This is a genomic window from Kocuria rosea (assembly GCF_006094695.1).
GTDB lineage: Bacteria > Actinomycetota > Actinomycetes > Actinomycetales > Micrococcaceae > Kocuria > Kocuria rosea.
On sequence record NZ_CP035103.1, the window covers coordinates 2,607,225 to 2,622,463 of the forward strand.

The following is a 15,239-nucleotide window of genomic DNA, read 5'->3' on the forward strand; positions in this document are numbered from 1 at the left end:
CTAGGCGCGCGGCCGGACGGCGGAGGGCCGCCCCGGGCCGCGCGGTGGATCGCCGTGCGGCCCGGGGCGGCCCGTGGAGCGGGATCCGTCAGCGGCTCAGCGGGAGCTTTCCCGCAAGTCCTGCCGGGTCCGGGTACCGGTCAGGGCGAGGCCGCCCAGGGCGCCCACCGCGGCGAAGGCGAAGAAGCCCCACGGGTAGGCCAGGCCCGCGGTCAGCAGGGTGCCCCCGATGATCGGGCCCGAGATCGCCCCGAGCCGGCCGACCCCGGCGGACATGCCCAGCGCCGTGGCGCGCACGCGCGGCGGGTGGTTGGCGGCGGTGAACGCGTAGACGAGCACCTGGGAGGAGAACACGAAGCAGCCGGTGACGAAGACCATGGCGTAGATCCCGAGCAGCGGCAGCTTGATCGCCAGGGCCGCGAGCAGCGCGGCCGAGCCGAGGAACCAGATGATGCCGGCTGCGCGCGGGGTGATCCGGTCGGCCACCCGGCCGGCGACCGCCAGCCCCGCGATGGCGCCCACGTTGAGGATCAGCAGGAAGCCGAGGGAGTTGCCGAGGTCGTAGTCGGCCGCCCGCATGATCTGCGGCAGCCAGGTGTTGAGCCCGTAGACGAGCAGCAGGCCCATGAAGGAGGCGACCCAGATGGCGATCGAGTTCCGGCGCCAGCCGGTGGAGAGCAGCATGGTGGCGCCGACCTTCTCGGCCTGCTCCTCGGCGGTGTGGTGCTCGAGGTGCACGCCGTAGTGCTCGGCCACGGCGCGGGCCTCGGCCATCCGCCCCTTGGACGCGAGGAACGAGGGGGACTCGGGGAGGAACACGAGCATGAGAGGCACGAGGACGAGCGCCGGCAGGGAGCCCAGGACGAACATCTCCTGCCAGCCGAACTGGACGACGACGACGATGGCGAGCGCCGCGGTGAGCACCGCGCCCACGTGGTAGCCGGTCATCACCAGGGTCGTGGCGTCGGAGCCCCGGCCGAGGCGGGCGAACTCGGTGACCATCGCGATGGCGGTGGGCAGGCAGCCGCCGAGGCCCAGGCCGGCGAGGAAGCGCAGGAGGCCGAAGACGAACACGCTCGGGGAGAACGCCGCGGCGAAGGTCAGCAGGGAGAACATGACCACGGCGCCGATGAGCATCTTGCGGCGGCCGAGCCGGTCGGTGAGGTAGCCCATGGTCAGCGCGCCGATCATCATGCCCACGAGGCCGACGGTGGCCACGGCGGTGCCCTGCGCGGTGGTCATCCCGAGCTCGTTGTTCTCGAGCATGGACGGCAGCACCGCGCCCAGGACCACGGCGTCGAAGCCGTCCAGCAGCACCGCGATCCAGCACAGCGGCGCCACCCACGCCCGGGAGCGGAGGACGGGCCGGGCGCCCGGGGAGGAGGGGGACGCGGCCTGCGGGGCGGGTCCGGTGGAGTTTTCCATGACGATCAGACCTTTGTGAGGAGGAGCACAAACGCGCCGAGTCTAGGGAGCGGCGCCGCGTGCGACCCAGCGCACAGTCATTGAACGGGATCGGCCGCCGCTCCGGTGGGACGGCTCACCAGAGCGGCTTGTCCCCCACCCGCCAGTGGGTGCCGCGGATCCGGTCGTGCAGGGACACGGCGGACAGGTCGGTGAGGGACGCGATCTGGTCCACCACGAGGCGCAGGCGGGCGGCCTCCGTGCCCGGCCCGTCGCCGAGGTCGTGCCAGTCGGCGGTGAAGGCGGGCGAGAGGAAACGGCCGTCGGAGTCCATCAGCGCCCCCACCAGGATCGAGAGCACCTCCTGCTGGTTGTCGTAGATCGGCTGGGCGTCGCGCACCGTGATGACGTAGGTCGTGGCGATGCCCTTGAGCACGCCGATCTCCTCCGTGGTCCCCTCCGGCACCACGAGCTGGGCGTCGTAGCGGGTCAGCGGGTCCTCGCCGTAGATGTCCCGGGTGGCGCCGACCGCGGACATCGCGAAGCGGCCGATGAGCTGGCTCGTCATGTTCTTCAGCCGGGCGAGGTCCTTGCGGGACCCGTCCATCTCCCGGACCCACAGGGACGAGTCCTCGAGGCGGGTCAGGGCGGCGTCGAGGGACTCCGGCGCGGCCTCGGGCAGGTACCAGCGCCGGGTGAGCTCGAGCACCCGGTCCCGCTGGGTGGTGTCGGCGAGCCAGCCCAGCTGCACGAGCCCGGAGGCGATCGCGTCCTCGACGTCGTGCACGGAGTAGGAGATGTCGTCCGAGAGATCCATGACCTGGGCCTCGAGGCACTTGGTGCGCGCCGGGGCGCCGTCGCGCAACCACGCGAACACCGGCAGATCGTCCGTGTAGACCCCGAACTTCGGGGACCTGGTCCCGTCCGGGCGCAGCGGCGCCTCGTGGGCCTCCCAGGGGTACTTGCACACGGCGTCCAGCACGGCGCGGGTGAGGTTCAGGCCCGCGGGCCGCCCGTCGTCGTCGAGCACCTTGGGCTCGAGCCGGGTCAGCAGGCGCAGGGTCTGCGCGTTGCCCTCGAAGCCGCCGATGTGCTGGGTCAGCCGGTGCAGGGCCGCTTCCCCGTTGTGCCCGAACGGCGGGTGCCCGAGGTCGTGGGAGAGGCAGGCGGCGTCGACGACGTCGGGGTCGCAGCCGAGCATCCGGCCCAGCTCCCGGCCGATCTGGGCGACCTCGAGAGAGTGGGTCAGGCGGTTGCGCACGAAGTCGTCGGTGTCCGGGGAGACGACCTGGGTCTTGGCCGCCAGCCGCCGCAGCCCCGAGGAGTGCAGGATCCGGGCGCGGTCCCGCTCGAAGTCGGAGCGGTACTTGTTGTGGTGGTCCTCCGCCACCCAGCGCGCGACGTCGCGGGCCTCGTAGCCCGGGGCGGGCGCGCCGGTGCGGTCGATCTCGATGGACGTGTGGGGCATGCCCGGTCCTTTCCGTGTGGTGGGGACGGCTCAGCCGCCGGAGACGTCGAGCTCCGCCGCGACCAGCCCCAGCCGCTCGGCGTCCCCCAGCTCGCGGGAGCCCAGCCAGCCGTCCGGCAGGTGCGGCTTCTTCGGGGAGCCGGCGCGGCCGCGCGGGCCCTCGACCGCCTCGCCCGGGTAGCCGAGGGACAGGTCGAGCTCGTCCAGCAGCTCGCGCAGGGTCGCGAGATCCGGCACCTGGGCCATCCTGGCGCGCAGCTCACCGCCCACCGGGTAGCCCTTGAAGTACCAGGCGACGTGCTTGCGGATGTCGCGCAGCCCCTTGGCCTCGTCGCCGAACATCTCCACGAGCAGCTCGGCGTGGCGGTAGATCGTGCGGGCGACCTGGTCCACCCCGGGGCGGAAGCGGTCGGGGCGGCCCTCGAAGGCGGCCTGCAGGTCCCCGAAGAGCCAGGGCCGGCCCTGGCAGCCGCGGCCGACGACCACGCCGTCCACGCCGGTCTGCTCGACCATGCGCACGGCGTCCTCGGCGCTCCAGATGTCCCCGTTGCCGAGCACGGGCACGTCCGGCAGGGCCTCGCGCAGCTGCGCGATGGCGTCCCAGTCCGCGGTCCCCGAGTAGTGCTGCTCGAGGGTGCGCCCGTGCAGGGCCACGGCCGCGACGCCGCTGTCGCGGGCGATCCGGCCGGCCTCGAGAAAGGTGAGGTGGCCGTCGTCGATGCCCTTGCGCATCTTGACCGTCACGGGGACGTTCCCGCGGGAGGCCTCCTGGACGGCGGTGCGCACGATCGCGGTGAACAGGTCGGTCTTCCAGGGCAGGGCGGAGCCGCCGCCGCGCTTGGTGACCTTGGGGACGGGGCAGCCGAAGTTCAGGTCGATGTGGTCGGCCCGGTCCTCCTCGACGACCATCCGCACGGCCTGCCCGACGTGGACGGCGTCCACGCCGTAGATCTGGATGGAGCGGGGCGTCTCGTCCGGGTCGTGGTCGATGATCCGCATCGACTCGGGCCGGCGTTCCACGAGGGCGCGGGCCGTGACCATCTCGGTGACGTACAGGCCGCCGCCGTACTCGCGGCACAGCCGGCGGAACGCCTTGTTGGTGACCCCGGCCATCGGCGCCAGCACCACAGGGACGTCGATCGTGAGCGCGCCCAGGTGCAGCGGCGGCAGGTCGAGCCGGGCGGGGTGGTTCTCGGTACGGGTGTCCATCACCGGGGAATTCTCTCACGGACGGCAGCGGCGCAGGGCCCCGGGGTGCTCCCCGGGGCCCTGCGCCGGCCGGCGCGGGTCAGATCCAGCGCGGGTTCGCCACGTCGGCGCCGACCTCGAGGCGGGCCCCGCCGCGCCCGGAGGCCCACTGCGCGACCGCGGCCAGGTCCCCGCGCACCAGGATCCCCGCGTCCTGGCCGGCGCCGGCCCCGAGCTCACCGAGCTCCGGGGCGTCACAGACCTGGATCCGCAGCCCGGGGTCCTTGTCCTGTCCCGCCCAGTTGCCGGTCACGTCCTTCAGCAGCCGGGTCAGGACCTCGGCCGGGACGTCCGAGAAGCGGGGCCCGTTGTCGAGGTCGACCGCGTGGATCCAGACCTCGCGGTTGCGCATCCAGACGGTCTCCGTGGCCGGCACGGTCCTGCCCTGGGCGGTCCGCACCTCGTGGCTCCACGCCGCCTCCGGGGTGTCCCGCCACTCGACGTTCAGGGACACCGAGGCGTGGTCGTTGAGGTGGCGCAGCGCCCGGGCCGGCAGGGTCGCCCCGTAGGCGATCTCCTGGTTGCGGGCCTGAGGGGAGGAGTACATCGGGGTCTCCACCCCGGTGTTGGCCCACTGCACGAGCCGGGTCAGGGCGCGGGCGTTGTAGCCGACGTGGGCGATGACGTGCCGGCGGGACCAGCCGGGCAGCAGTGAGGGTCCGTCGAGCTCGTCGTCCGTGAGCTCGTTGACCTTGCGGGACCAGAACGCCGTGCCGCGGCGCACCAGCAGCAGCTGGGCCTTGAGGTCCTCGTCGGTGGTGAGGTCCTGACGGGCGACCATGGCTGACTCCTCTCGTGCCCGCGCTCAGGCGGGGTCGACGATCTTGTTGGTGAGCACGCCCAGACCGTCGATCTCGACCTCCACCACGTCGCCGGACTTCAGGAAGACCTGCGGGTTGCGGGCCCGGCCCACCCCGCCGGGGGTGCCGGTGAGGATGATGTCCCCGGGGTTCAGCGGCAGCATCGTGGAGAAGTAGGCCACGAGGTGCTCCGGGGTGAACAGCAGGTCCCCGATCGAGTGCTCCTGCATGGTCTCGCCGTTGACCCGGGTGTGCAGGACGGCCTGCTTCGGGTCGAACTCGTCGGCGGTGACCATGACGGGGCCCACCGGGGTGGACTTCGCCCAGATCTTGCCCTGCAACCACTCCTTGGTGCGGAACTGCCACTCGCGCATGGAGATGTCGTTGGCGGCGGCGTACCCGGCGATGTACTGACCGGCGTCGGCCTCGTCCACCTTGTACGCGCGCTTGCCGACGACGACGACGAGCTCGCCCTCCCAGTCCAGCTGGGGGTCCTCGGCGACGGCCTCGATGTCGTCGTTCGGGCCGGTGAGGGTCTCGGTGAACTTGGCGAAGATCGTGGGGTAGGACGGCAGGTCGCGGCCCATCTCCTGGATGTGGCTCTTGTAGTTGAGCCCCACGCACAGGACCTTGCCGGGGTCGGCGACGATCGTCTCGAGCTCGGCGCCGGCGGCCGGGTGCGTCGGCCCGGAGGCGTCGGCGGCGATCTGCTGCCAGTTCTCCTCCGCGAGCAGGGCGCCGAGGTCGGGGCAGCCCTCGATCTCGGTGAACACCTCGCCGTCGAGGCGGGCGGCCGTGGTGGTCCCGTTGGTGCGCAGGGTTGCAAGCTTCATCGGTCAGTGTCTCCTGGGTCGGGATGTGGGGGTCGGTGTGCGGCGGCGCCCGGCGGGGCGCCACGGACGTGGTCCGGCGCGCGGGGCGGTCCGCTCCGCGCGCCGGAGGTGCGGTGCTACTTCTCCTCGCCCTCCACGAAGGTGCGGTTGAAGTTCAGCTTCTCGACGATCGGCTGGTCGCCGAACTTGAACAGGTCGAACCCGGTCTCGGCCTGGATCTGCCAGGCCGTCCAGGACGGGACGACCACCAGGTCGCCCTTCTCCACGACCCGGACCTCGCCGTCGAGCACGAACCGGCCGCGGCCCTCGAAGACCTGGTAGACGCTGGAGCCGACCTCCCGCGTCGTGCGGGTCTCGGTGCCGGGGCGGAAGCGGTGGAACTCGGCCCGGATGGTGGGCATGACGTCCCCGCCGGTGGTGGGGTTCACGAAGCGCACGGCGGCGTGGCCCTGCTCCACGGTGGCGGGGTAGCCCTCGTCCTCGATCGCCAGCTGCTCGGTGAGCGCCCGGTCGGTGTGCTCCCACCGGTAGGCCCCGATCGGGGAGGACACGGTGTTGCCCAGACCCGACAGGGGCCGCAGGCCCGGGTGGCACCACAGCCGCTCGCCGCGGGAGAACTCCGGGGTGGACTCGTCGGTCACCCGGTCGATGCCGAACTCGAAGAACGCGGTGTCGGTGTAGTGCACGAACGGGATGTCGAGGCCGTCGATCCACGCCATGGGCGCATCGAGCTCGTTGTGGTGGCCGTGGAAGTTCCAGCCCGGGGTGAGCAGGAAGTCCCCGCGGGACATCCGCACCGGGTCGCCGTTGACCACGGTCCACACGCCCTCGCCCTCGACCACGAAGCGGAAGGCGTTCTGGGAGTGCCGGTGCTCGGGCGCCACCTCGTGGCCGCCGAGGTACTGGATGGCGCACCACAGGGTGGGGGTGGCGTACGGGCGCCCGCCCAGACCGGGGTTCGCCAGCGCGATGGCCCTGCGCTCCCCGCCGCGGCCCACGGGCACCAGGTCCCCGGCCCGCTCGGCCAGCGGCAGCAGGTTCTTCCACTCCCACACGAACGGGACGGCCGCCGAGGCCGGGGCCTCCGGCATGAGGTTGCCGATCTCCGTCCACAGCGGGACCATGTGGCCCGACTCGAAGTCCTGGTAGAGGGCGTCGAGCTGGGCCTGCTCCTGAGGCGTGGGGGCCGGGACCGTCATCTGGTTGTCGTGACTCATGGTGAGCTCCTCGGTGCTCGCGGGTCGCGGGGCGGACCACCCTGCGCTGTGATGTGAGTTACTGGCCACGCTAGAGCAGGCACCGGCGGGACCGGCAATGAATTCTGCTGGATGGAAACTTCCTCCGGTGCTCCACGGCCGCTTCACCGGGGCCGGCCGGACTCGATCTCCGCGGCGATCTCGCCCTCGATCTCCCGGCACACCTCCCGCAGCGCCCGGATCACCGCCCGGTCCTCGATCACGCCGGCCCGCTGCACGGGCACGGACACCGACAGGGCGGCCAGGGGGCGCCCCTCGGGATCGCGCACGGCGCAGGCCACGGCGGAGACGCCGCGCTCGGCCTCCTCGCGGTTGAAGGCCAGTCCCACGGAGCGGATCATCGCCAGGGACCGGACGAAGGAGCCGAAGGCGGCCTCGTCCAGGTACTCCCCCACGGTCCGGGCCGAGCCCGTGCGGAACAGCCGCGCGAGGTCCTCCTCGGAGAGGTAGGACAGGAGGAGCTTGCCCGCGGAGGTGGCGGCCGCCGGGAGGACGGCGCCGCGCCGGTCGCCGACCTTGAGCAGCCCCGCCCCCTCCACGGAGCTGAGGAAGCGGACCGTGGTGCCGACCCTGACCATGAGGTTCGTGGTCTCGTGGGTCCGTTCGCTGAGCAGCTCCAGGTAGGGCTGCACGAGAGCGCGCAGCCGGCTGTGCGAGCCGGACTCGGGGACCGAGACGCCGAGCCCCGGCCCCGCGAGGTAGCGGCGGGAGTCGTCCTGGACGGCGAAGCCGCGGTAGACGAGCATCGACAGGAGGCGGTGCGCGGTGGAGGGGGCGACGCCCAGCTCCTGCGCCACGTCCTTGAGCCGCACCCCGCCGGAGTCGCGCAGCATCTGGAGCAGGCGCAGGACGTTGTCCACGGACTGCAGGGAGTAGGCCGGCTTCCGCTCCAGGTCCTGGTTCTGCACGGGCCCAGTCTAGGCGCCCGCCGCACCCCGATGGAGATCCACGACACACCGTTTGTTCCATCCAGCAGAATAAGTTTCGGGGCGTGCCGGTCACGGGCACATCCTGGTGTGACGCGCCGCACGCCGGTGGCGCCCCTCACCTGTGAAACGGAGTCCCGATGTCCGCAACGGCTCTTGCCGCCGCCGCCCCGCCCGCCCCGGTGGGCCGGCGCGCCCGATGGATCGCCGTGCTGGTCTGCTGGCTGCTCATCGTCTTCGACGGCTACGACCTCATCGTCTTCGGCACGGTCAAGCCCTCCCTCATGGAGGAGTGGGGGATGTCCCAGGCGACCGCCGGCACGGTGGGCTCCTCGGCGTTCCTCGGCATGATGATCGGGGCGGTCTTCGCCGGGCGGCTCTCCGACGGGCTGGGCCGGAAGAAGACGGTCGTCTGGTGCACGGTGGTGTTCTCCCTGGCGACCGTGGCGTGCGCCGTGGCCCCCGACGAGTGGGTCTTCGCGCTGCTGCGCCTCGTGGCGGGGCTCGGCCTGGGCGGTCTCGTGCCCTCGGCCAACGCCCTCGCCGCGGACTTCATCCCGCCCCGGTGGCGCTCGGCCATGGCCACGCTCATGATGTCCGGCGTGCCGATCGGCGGCTCGCTCGCCGCCCTGACCGGCATCCCCGTGATCCCGGCGGACTGGCTCGGCTGGGAGGGCTGGCGGTGGATGTTCGTCTTCCCCGTCCTGGCCCTCGTCGTGCTCGTGCCCGTGGCCCTGAAGGTGATCCCCGCCGACCCCGGCCCGGAGCAGCGGGCCGCCGCGGCCGCCGCGCAGATGCACGGGCCCGGCTTCGGGTCCCTGCTCCGCCCGCCCCACCTGACCATGAGCATCCTGTTCGCCGCCGCCACCCTCGCGACCCTCTTCGCCTGGTACGGGCTGGGCACCGAGCTGCCGAACCTCATGCGGCTGCAGGGCGCGCAGATCGGCGGGGCCCTGACGTTCGCGCTCGTCCTCAATCTCGGCGCGGTGCTGGGCTCCGTGCTCACGGCCTGGGCCGGGGACCGGTTCGGTCCGGTGCTCACCGGCGCCGTCGCCTCGGGCGCCGCCGCGGCCGGGCTGCTCGTGATCATGGTCGTCGGCGACGAGCCGGTCTGGCTGATCTACCTGATGCTCGTGCTCGCCGGTGTCGGCACGCACGGCACGCAGTCCCTGATCATCGGCGCCATCACCCTGTACTACCCGGACAGCCTCCGCGGCACCGCGCTCGGCTGGGCCCTGGGCGTGGGGCGCATCGGCGCCGTCCTCGCCCCGCAGACGGCGGGGCTCGTGCTCGGCGCCTACGCCGACCCCGCCGACGGCGTCCACCCCGTGTTCCTCCTCTTCGCGGGTGCGGCGGCCGTCGCCACGGTCCTGCAGTTCGCCCTCCTGCCCGTCATCACCAAGGCCCGCCAGGCGCCCCGGGTCGTACGGACCCAGCCGGTCGCCTGACACCGTCCAGCACAGCTCGAAAGGAATCACCACCATGGCACAGCACACCAAGGTCCTCGTCATCGGAGGCGGCATCGGCGGCTTCGGCAACGCCCTCGCCCTGCGCCGGCTCGGCGCGGAGGTCGAGCTCGTGGAGCAGGCCCCCGAGTTCGGGGAGGTCGGCGCCGGCCTGCAGATGTCACCCAACGCCACCCGCCTGCTGCGCGAGTGGGGGGTGCTCGACCGGGCCGTCGAGACCGGCGTGGCCCCCCGGTACATCGTCTTCCGCGACGCCCTCACGGGCGAGGAGCTGCTGCGGGAGGACGTCACCGGCGAGTACTACGAGCGCTACGGCGCCCCCTACATCGTGGCCCACCGCTCGGACCTGCACCGCCTGCTCATGGAGGAGTGCGCCGAGCTCGGCGTGAACCTGCACAACAACGTCCGGGTGGCGAAGACCGAGAACGTGGAGGTCGACGGGCGCGCCGTGGCCCGGGCGACCGCGGACGACGGCCGGGTCTTCGAGGCGGACGCGATCGTCGCCGCGGACGGGATCAGGTCCGTGGTCCGCGCGCAGCTCTCCGACGACCAGCCCGTCGGCTCCGAGTACGTGGCCTACCGCGGCGCGCTGCCGATCTCGCAGATCACCCACGCCGGGGACATGGAGGCCGTGGTCGTGTGGATGGGCCCCGAGTGCCACCTCGTGCAGTACCCGCTGCGCCAGGGAGAGCTGTTCAACACCGTGGCCGTCTACCGCTCGCCGTCCTTCGCCGCCGGTCAGCTCGTCTACGAGGGCGACGCCGAGCTGCGCGAGGCCTACCGGGACTGCGTGCCGGAGGTCCGGGCGGCGCTCGACAACCTCAGCCACGTGCAGCGCTGGCCCATGTTCGACCGCGTGCCGATCGAGAACTGGGTGGACGGCAACATCGCCCTGGCCGGCGACGCCGCGCACCCGATGCTGCAGTACCTCGCCCAGGGCGCCTGCCAGGCCCTCGAGGACGCCGCCGCCCTGGAGGCCATCGCCGCGCGGTCCGTGTTCGCGGACCCGGAGCACCACGACGCCTCCCGGTGGAACGCCGTGTTCCGGGAGTACAACGCCGTCCGCCAGCCGCGCACCGCGCGGATCCAGACGACGGCGCGGGTGTGGGGCGAGTCCTGGCACCTCACCGGCCCGGTCGAGCGGACCGTGCGCAACATGCTGTGGAAGTCCGCGGACCGGCACGGCATCTGGGACTACACCGACTGGCTCTACGGGGAGCAGGACTACACCGGCGCCGAGGCCGGCGACCGGGCCGAGGTCCGGCGCGTCGACGCGAGCACGGCCGGCTGAGCCCGTCCCCGCGCCGGCCGGACCCGGCGCCGGCACGCGGGAGGCCCCGGCACCTCGAGGTGCCGGGGCCTCCCGCGGGCCGGTGCTCGGCCCGTGCGCTCAGTCCCCGGCCTCCGCGAGGACGACGGAGGTCTCCACGACCGTGGCGGCGCCGGCCGCCAGGAGGTTGTCGACGACGGCGGTCAGCGGCTCCATCGACCCGTCCACCTGGAACTGCACGGGGTGGTGGTGGGCCAGCAGCGCGAGCAGCTGCTCGAGCGCGGGACCTGCCGCGGCGTCCCCCGGCGTCCAGCCGAGCACGACGTGGGCGGGCTCGTCCGGCCCGTCCTCAGGGGCGGGGGCGCCGGGGGCGGCGTCGAGCTCGACGGGCCGGTAGCTCACGGCGAACGCGGAGATCCTGCCCCGCTCCCCCGGGCCCACGCCGTTGCGCAGCACGAGCGCCCCGAAGGCGTGCGCGGCGTCGGAGAGGAACAGCTGGTTGACCCGTCCCACGGACAGGTCCGCCGGCTCGTCCCAGGCGTGCACGGCCCGGTAGAACGCCCACAGCGCCCGGGTCAGCTCGACCGAGCCGGTGGCCAGGTCCTCGACGGCCTGCGCCGGTGTCCCGTCGGGGTGCTCCCGCAGCGGCTGGAGGGGCAGGGCCCCGGCCGCCACCCGGACCACGCGCGAGTCCTGGACGGGGTCCAGGCCGGCGGCCCGGGCAAAGCGCTCGCCGGCCGAGCCGGGCGCCGCCTTCGTGCGCAGGGCCTGCACGCCCGAGGGCGAGCCCGCCGCCTCGGTGCGCAGCCGCTCCAGCAGGGCCCGCCCGAGCCCTTCGCCGCGGCGGTCGGGGGCGACCTCCACGTAGGCCCACAGCCTCGAGGGGTGCAGCGCCGACTCGTAGACCGTGCCGGCGGCGACCGGCACGCCGGAGTCCTCCGCCACGACCGTGCGGGACCACGGGGCGTCGTCGTCGGGGCGCAGGGTCGCCCGGAAGGCGGCGGCCGGGGGCGTCTCCGGGTCGGGCCACACCTCGAGCAGCCGCAGGTCGTCCCCGTCCCGCCAGGGCCGCAGCCCGGAGCCGGTCAGCGCGCCGCTCATCAGCGGACGAGCTTCCCGGCGAGGTAGGACTTCACCTGGTCGAGGGCCACGCGCTCCTGGGTCATCGCGTCCCGCTCGCGGATGGTCACGGCCTGGTCCTCGAGGGTGTCGAAGTCCACCGTGATGCAGAACGGGGTGCCGATCTCGTCCTGGCGGCGGTAGCGGCGCCCGATCGCCCCCGAGTCGTCGAAGTCGATGTTCCAGTTCCGGCGCAGCTCGGCGGCCAGGTCCTTGGCCTTCGGCGAGAGGTCCTCGTTGCGGGACAGCGGCAGCACCGCGGCCTTGACCGGGGCCAGGCGCGGGTCCAGCTTGAGGACCGTGCGCTTGTCCACCCCGCCCTTCGAGTTGGGCGCCTCGTCCTCGGTGTACGCGTCCACGAGGAAGGCCATCATCGACCGGGTCAGGCCGAAGGACGGCTCGATCACGTACGGGACGTAGCGCTCGTTGGTCTGCTGGTCGAAGTAGCTGAGGTCCGTGTTGGAGTGCTCGTTGTGCACGCCGAGGTCGTAGTCGGTCCGGTTGGCCACGCCCATGAGCTCGCCCCACGGGTTGCCCTGGAAGCCGAACCGGTACTCGATGTCGATGGTGCCGGCGGAGTAGTGCGCCCGGTCGTCCTCGGGGACGTCGTAGCGGCGCATGTGGTCCGGGTCGATGCCCAGGTCCGTGAACCAGTTCCAGCACGCCTCGACCCACTCGTCGAAGAAGTGTCCGGCCTCGGACGGGTGGGTGAAGTACTCGATCTCCATCTGCTCGAACTCGCGCGTGCGGAAGATGAAGTTGCCCGGGGTGATCTCGTTGCGGAACGCCTTGCCGATCTGCCCGATGCCGAACGGCGGCTTCTTCCGGGCGGCGGTGACCACGTTGTTGAAGTTCACGAAGATGCCCTGGGCGGTCTCGGGCCGCAGGTAGTGCAGGCCCTCCTGGTTGTCGACCGGGCCGAGGAACGTCTTGAGCAGCCCGGAGAACTGCTGCGGATCGGTCCACTGGCCCTTGGTCCCGCAGTTGGGGCAGGGGATCTCGGCCATGCCGTTCTCGGGGGCGCGGCCCTTCTTCTCCTCGAAGGCCTCGACCAGGTGGTCCTGGCGGGCGCGCTTGTGGCAGGAGGTGCACTCCACGAGCGGGTCCGTGAAGGTCGCCACGTGACCCGAGGCCTCCCACACGGCCTTCGGGAGGATGATCGAGGAGTCGAGGCCCACCATGTCCTCGCGCCCGCGCACGAAGGTCTGCCACCACTCGTGCTTGATGTTCTCCTTGAGCTCCGCGCCGAGGGGCCCGTAGTCCCAGGCGGAGCGGGAACCGCCGTAGATCTCACCCGCCTGGAACACGAAACCGCGGCGCTTGGCCAGCGAGATGACGTTGTCCAGCGTGGACTTGGGGGCCATGTGGGATTCCTCCAGGGTCTCGCCCGACCGCCGGCTGCGGACGCGCGTGGTGGGTGGTGTGGCCCGGCGGTGCGCCGGGCGGGGACCGGCCGTCGTCGGCCGTCACGAACGAGGACGCCGCGGGCGACGTCCTCGTCCCAGGGTAGCCAATTCCCGCCGTGCCCGCCGACCGGACGGGACCTGGGACAATGGGGGCATGACGACTCCCCAGCAGCCCGGCGGCCCCGACGAACTGCCCATCCGCGACGACATGATCCGGCTGGGCCAGGCGCTCAAGCTGGCGAACCTCGCCGAGGACGGGGCGCACGCCCGGGGCCTGGTGGAGGACGGTCAGGTCTCGGTCAACGGCGAGGTCGAGACGCGGCGCGGCCGGCAGCTGCACCCGGGGGACGTCGTCTCCGCCGGGGGCGCCTCGGTGCGGATCACCGCGGGCGGCTGACCGGGCGGTCCGGGTCCCCCAGCACCACCTGGGTGAGGTACTCGCGCACGTGCCCCACCTCCTGCGGGCTGATCCCGTGGCCGACCCCGGTGTAGTGCACCTTCATGACGTCGGCGTGCTCCAGCGCCCACTCGGCGGTGGAGTCGACGAGCTCCTGCGGGATGACCGGGTCCTGCGGGTCACGGCCCCAGAACATCCGCAGCGGCCGCTCCCGCAGCTGCTCGTCGGCGAACAGGGGGTGCTCGCCGGGGACCACGAAGCCGGAGAGCCCCACCACGGCGGCGATCTCGCCCGGCATGTGCCGGGCGAGGGACGTGGCCATGGCCATGCCCTGCGAGAACCCCAGCAGCGTGGTGCTGGGGTGGTCCGCGGCCAGCTCCCGCAGCCACGCCGCGACGGGCTCCACGGCCTCGGCCACCCGGTCGAGGGAGAAGCTGAGGTCCGCGGCGAGCGGGAACCACTGGTAGCCGAACCCGGCGGGCTGGGGAGCGCGCACGGACGCCACGCTGAACTCGCCTGGCAGGGCCGGGACGAGACCCATGAGGTCCTGCTCGTGCGAGCCGTAGCCGTGCAGGAGCACGAGCAGCGGGGTGCCGGGGCGGGCGTCGGCGTCCCTGCTCCACACGGCGAAGGGGGTGGCGGTCCCGGTCGGGACGGTGGCGTCGGTCATGGCACCAGTGTGCCACCCGGTCCCGGGGCCCGCGGCGCGGGCGCGTGGACGCCCGCCGGGCCCGGTGGTAGACCGGGAGGCATGACCGAGACGACGCCGGGGCCCCCGGACACCGCACCTCCCGTCCACCCGTGGCGCCGCATGGTGGCGATCGGCGACTCGTTCACGGAGGGCATCGGGGACCCGGACCCCGGCTCCCCCGGCGGGCACCGCGGCTGGGCGGACCGGGTCGCCGAGGAGCTGAACCGCCTCGCCCCCGGCCTGTCCTACGCCAATCTCGCGATCCGCGGCCGGCTCTTCCGCCAGATCGTCGACGAGCAGGTGGCACCGGCCCTGGAGCTGACCCCGGACCTCGTGACGGTCTGCGCGGGCGGCAACGACATGCTGCGCCCCGGCGGGGACCCGGACGCGATCGCCGAGGAGATGGACGACGTCGTGGGCCGGCTCGCGGCGAACGGGGCGACGGTCGTGCTGGTCGGCGGCCCGGACATCGGCGCCACGCCCGTGCTGCGCGGGATCCGGGGCCGGATCGCGGTCTACAACGAGAACGTGCGCGTGGTCGCGTCCCGGCACGACGCCGTGCTGGTGGACCTGTGGGGGCTGCGGGAGCTCGCGGACCCGGCGATGTGGGACCCCGACCGGCTGCACTTCTCGCCCCTGGGCCACCACCGGATCGCGGTCGAGGCCCTGGACACCCTGGGCCTCGCGCACGGCCTCGTGCCCGAGGTGGTGCCCGACCGCCCGCCCTCGTCCTGGCGGCAGGCCCGCGGCGAGGACCTCGTCTGGGCCCACCGCTATCTGCGCCCGTGGGTGGCCCGCCGGATCCGGCGCACCAGCTCCGGGGCGCAGGTCCGGCCGAAGCGGCCGCACTTCGGCACCCCCACCGTGCCCGGGGGCGGCGTCGCGCCCGGCGAGGGACCCGGGGCGGGCCCCGGCGACGACCGGGGTGCCGCGGACGGCTGAGCGAGCGGGAACG

Annotated in this window: 14 protein-coding genes; 4 read left to right on the forward strand and 10 right to left on the reverse strand. The window is 73.1% G+C overall.

All coding sequences use genetic code 11. The features are described 5' to 3' along the window. Positions 1–96 precede the first annotated feature (96 nt). From EQG70_RS12040 to EQG70_RS12070, 7 genes are all read right to left on the reverse strand, one after another. Positions 97–1,425: an MFS transporter gene (locus EQG70_RS12040; RefSeq protein WP_208746202.1), complete on the reverse strand. Its 1,329-nt coding sequence runs from the start codon at positions 1,423–1,425 to the stop codon at positions 97–99. A 115-nt stretch (positions 1,426–1,540) separates the two neighbouring features. Continuing rightward, positions 1,541–2,872, reverse strand: coding sequence for a deoxyguanosinetriphosphate triphosphohydrolase (locus tag EQG70_RS12045; protein WP_017834111.1), 1,332 nt, complete (start codon positions 2,870–2,872; stop codon positions 1,541–1,543). 30 nt (positions 2,873–2,902) lie between these two features. Beyond that, the gene (gene dusB / locus EQG70_RS12050) at positions 2,903–4,081 is read right to left on the reverse strand and encodes a tRNA dihydrouridine synthase DusB (RefSeq protein ID WP_017834110.1); all 1,179 of its coding nucleotides are present in this window, start codon (positions 4,079–4,081) and stop codon (positions 2,903–2,905) included. A gap of 79 nt (positions 4,082–4,160) precedes the next feature. Beyond that, complete coding sequence (locus EQG70_RS12055; protein ID WP_109268697.1) at positions 4,161–4,901, reverse strand: maleylpyruvate isomerase family mycothiol-dependent enzyme; 741 nt, start codon at positions 4,899–4,901, stop codon at positions 4,161–4,163. 24 nt (positions 4,902–4,925) lie between these two features. Beyond that, entirely contained in the window at positions 4,926–5,753 is an 828-nt protein-coding gene (locus EQG70_RS12060; protein ID WP_095651359.1) for a fumarylacetoacetate hydrolase family protein, read from the reverse strand. Between the two features lie 116 nt (positions 5,754–5,869). Further along, positions 5,870–6,970, reverse strand: coding sequence for a cupin domain-containing protein (locus EQG70_RS12065; protein ID WP_095651358.1), 1,101 nt, complete (start codon positions 6,968–6,970; stop codon positions 5,870–5,872). 143 nt (positions 6,971–7,113) lie between these two features. Then, a complete protein-coding gene (locus tag EQG70_RS12070; protein ID WP_031283171.1) occupies positions 7,114–7,917 on the reverse strand; it encodes an IclR family transcriptional regulator in 804 nt (267 codons plus the stop codon). Between the two features lie 158 nt (positions 7,918–8,075). Here EQG70_RS12070 and EQG70_RS12075 point away from each other — a divergent pair, with 158 nt between their 5' ends. After that, complete coding sequence (locus tag EQG70_RS12075) at positions 8,076–9,383, forward strand: MFS transporter (RefSeq protein ID WP_241975692.1); 1,308 nt, start codon at positions 8,076–8,078, stop codon at positions 9,381–9,383. Positions 9,384–9,417: 34 nt separating this feature from the next. Further along, entirely contained in the window at positions 9,418–10,692 is a 1,275-nt protein-coding gene (locus EQG70_RS12080; protein WP_109268696.1) for an FAD-dependent monooxygenase, read from the forward strand. 99 nt (positions 10,693–10,791) lie between these two features. On the opposite strand, the gene EQG70_RS12085 is transcribed toward EQG70_RS12080, so the two are convergent. Together EQG70_RS12085 and EQG70_RS12090 are read right to left on the reverse strand one after the other, a co-directional pair. Then, positions 10,792–11,772: a GNAT family N-acetyltransferase gene (locus EQG70_RS12085; protein WP_109268695.1), complete on the reverse strand. Its 981-nt coding sequence runs from the start codon at positions 11,770–11,772 to the stop codon at positions 10,792–10,794. Beyond that, positions 11,772–13,154 carry a glycine--tRNA ligase gene (locus EQG70_RS12090; RefSeq protein WP_017833819.1) on the reverse strand — a complete coding sequence of 461 codons (1,383 nt, stop codon included), beginning with the start codon at positions 13,152–13,154 and terminating at the stop codon, positions 11,772–11,774. The genes EQG70_RS12085 and EQG70_RS12090 overlap by 1 nt, the downstream gene beginning before the upstream one ends. A gap of 196 nt (positions 13,155–13,350) precedes the next feature. Here EQG70_RS12090 and EQG70_RS12095 point away from each other — a divergent pair, with 196 nt between their 5' ends. Continuing rightward, positions 13,351–13,593 (forward strand): RNA-binding S4 domain-containing protein, encoded by a 243-nt coding sequence (locus EQG70_RS12095; RefSeq protein WP_035926391.1) that lies wholly within the window; start codon positions 13,351–13,353, stop codon positions 13,591–13,593. Here EQG70_RS12095 and EQG70_RS12100 read toward each other — a convergent pair. Continuing rightward, positions 13,577–14,263 (reverse strand): alpha/beta hydrolase, encoded by a 687-nt coding sequence (locus EQG70_RS12100; RefSeq protein ID WP_109268694.1) that lies wholly within the window; start codon positions 14,261–14,263, stop codon positions 13,577–13,579. The two genes, EQG70_RS12095 and EQG70_RS12100, sit on opposite strands and share 17 nt — an antisense overlap. A gap of 81 nt (positions 14,264–14,344) precedes the next feature. On the opposite strand from EQG70_RS12100, the gene EQG70_RS12105 reads away from it, so the two are divergent. Beyond that, positions 14,345–15,226, forward strand: a complete 882-nt coding sequence (locus EQG70_RS12105) for an SGNH/GDSL hydrolase family protein (protein ID WP_017833822.1) — start codon at positions 14,345–14,347, stop codon at positions 15,224–15,226. Positions 15,227–15,239 lie beyond the last annotated feature (13 nt).

Bases quoted from the DNA above. Each gene is read 5' to 3' on its own strand.
- EQG70_RS12055 (WP_109268697.1), bottom strand. From the start codon at position 4,901: ATGGTCGCCCGTCAGGACCTCACCACCGACGAGGACCTCAAGGCCCAG.
- EQG70_RS12075 (WP_241975692.1), top strand. From the start codon at position 8,076: ATGTCCGCAACGGCTCTTGCCGCCGCCGCCCCGCCCGCCCCGGTGGGC.
- EQG70_RS12085 (WP_109268695.1), bottom strand. From the start codon at position 11,772: ATGAGCGGCGCGCTGACCGGCTCCGGGCTGCGGCCCTGGCGGGACGGG.
- EQG70_RS12100 (WP_109268694.1), bottom strand. From the start codon at position 14,263: ATGACCGACGCCACCGTCCCGACCGGGACCGCCACCCCCTTCGCCGTG.
- EQG70_RS12090 (WP_017833819.1), bottom strand. From the start codon at position 13,154: ATGGCCCCCAAGTCCACGCTGGACAACGTCATCTCGCTGGCCAAGCGC.
- EQG70_RS12040 (WP_208746202.1), bottom strand. From the start codon at position 1,425: ATGGAAAACTCCACCGGACCCGCCCCGCAGGCCGCGTCCCCCTCCTCC.
- EQG70_RS12045 (WP_017834111.1), bottom strand. From the start codon at position 2,872: ATGCCCCACACGTCCATCGAGATCGACCGCACCGGCGCGCCCGCCCCG.
- dusB (WP_017834110.1), bottom strand. From the start codon at position 4,081: ATGGACACCCGTACCGAGAACCACCCCGCCCGGCTCGACCTGCCGCCG.
- EQG70_RS12065 (WP_095651358.1), bottom strand. From the start codon at position 6,970: ATGAGTCACGACAACCAGATGACGGTCCCGGCCCCCACGCCTCAGGAG.
- EQG70_RS12105 (WP_017833822.1), top strand. From the start codon at position 14,345: ATGACCGAGACGACGCCGGGGCCCCCGGACACCGCACCTCCCGTCCAC.
- EQG70_RS12060 (WP_095651359.1), bottom strand. From the start codon at position 5,753: ATGAAGCTTGCAACCCTGCGCACCAACGGGACCACCACGGCCGCCCGC.
- EQG70_RS12080 (WP_109268696.1), top strand. From the start codon at position 9,418: ATGGCACAGCACACCAAGGTCCTCGTCATCGGAGGCGGCATCGGCGGC.
- EQG70_RS12095 (WP_035926391.1), top strand. From the start codon at position 13,351: ATGACGACTCCCCAGCAGCCCGGCGGCCCCGACGAACTGCCCATCCGC.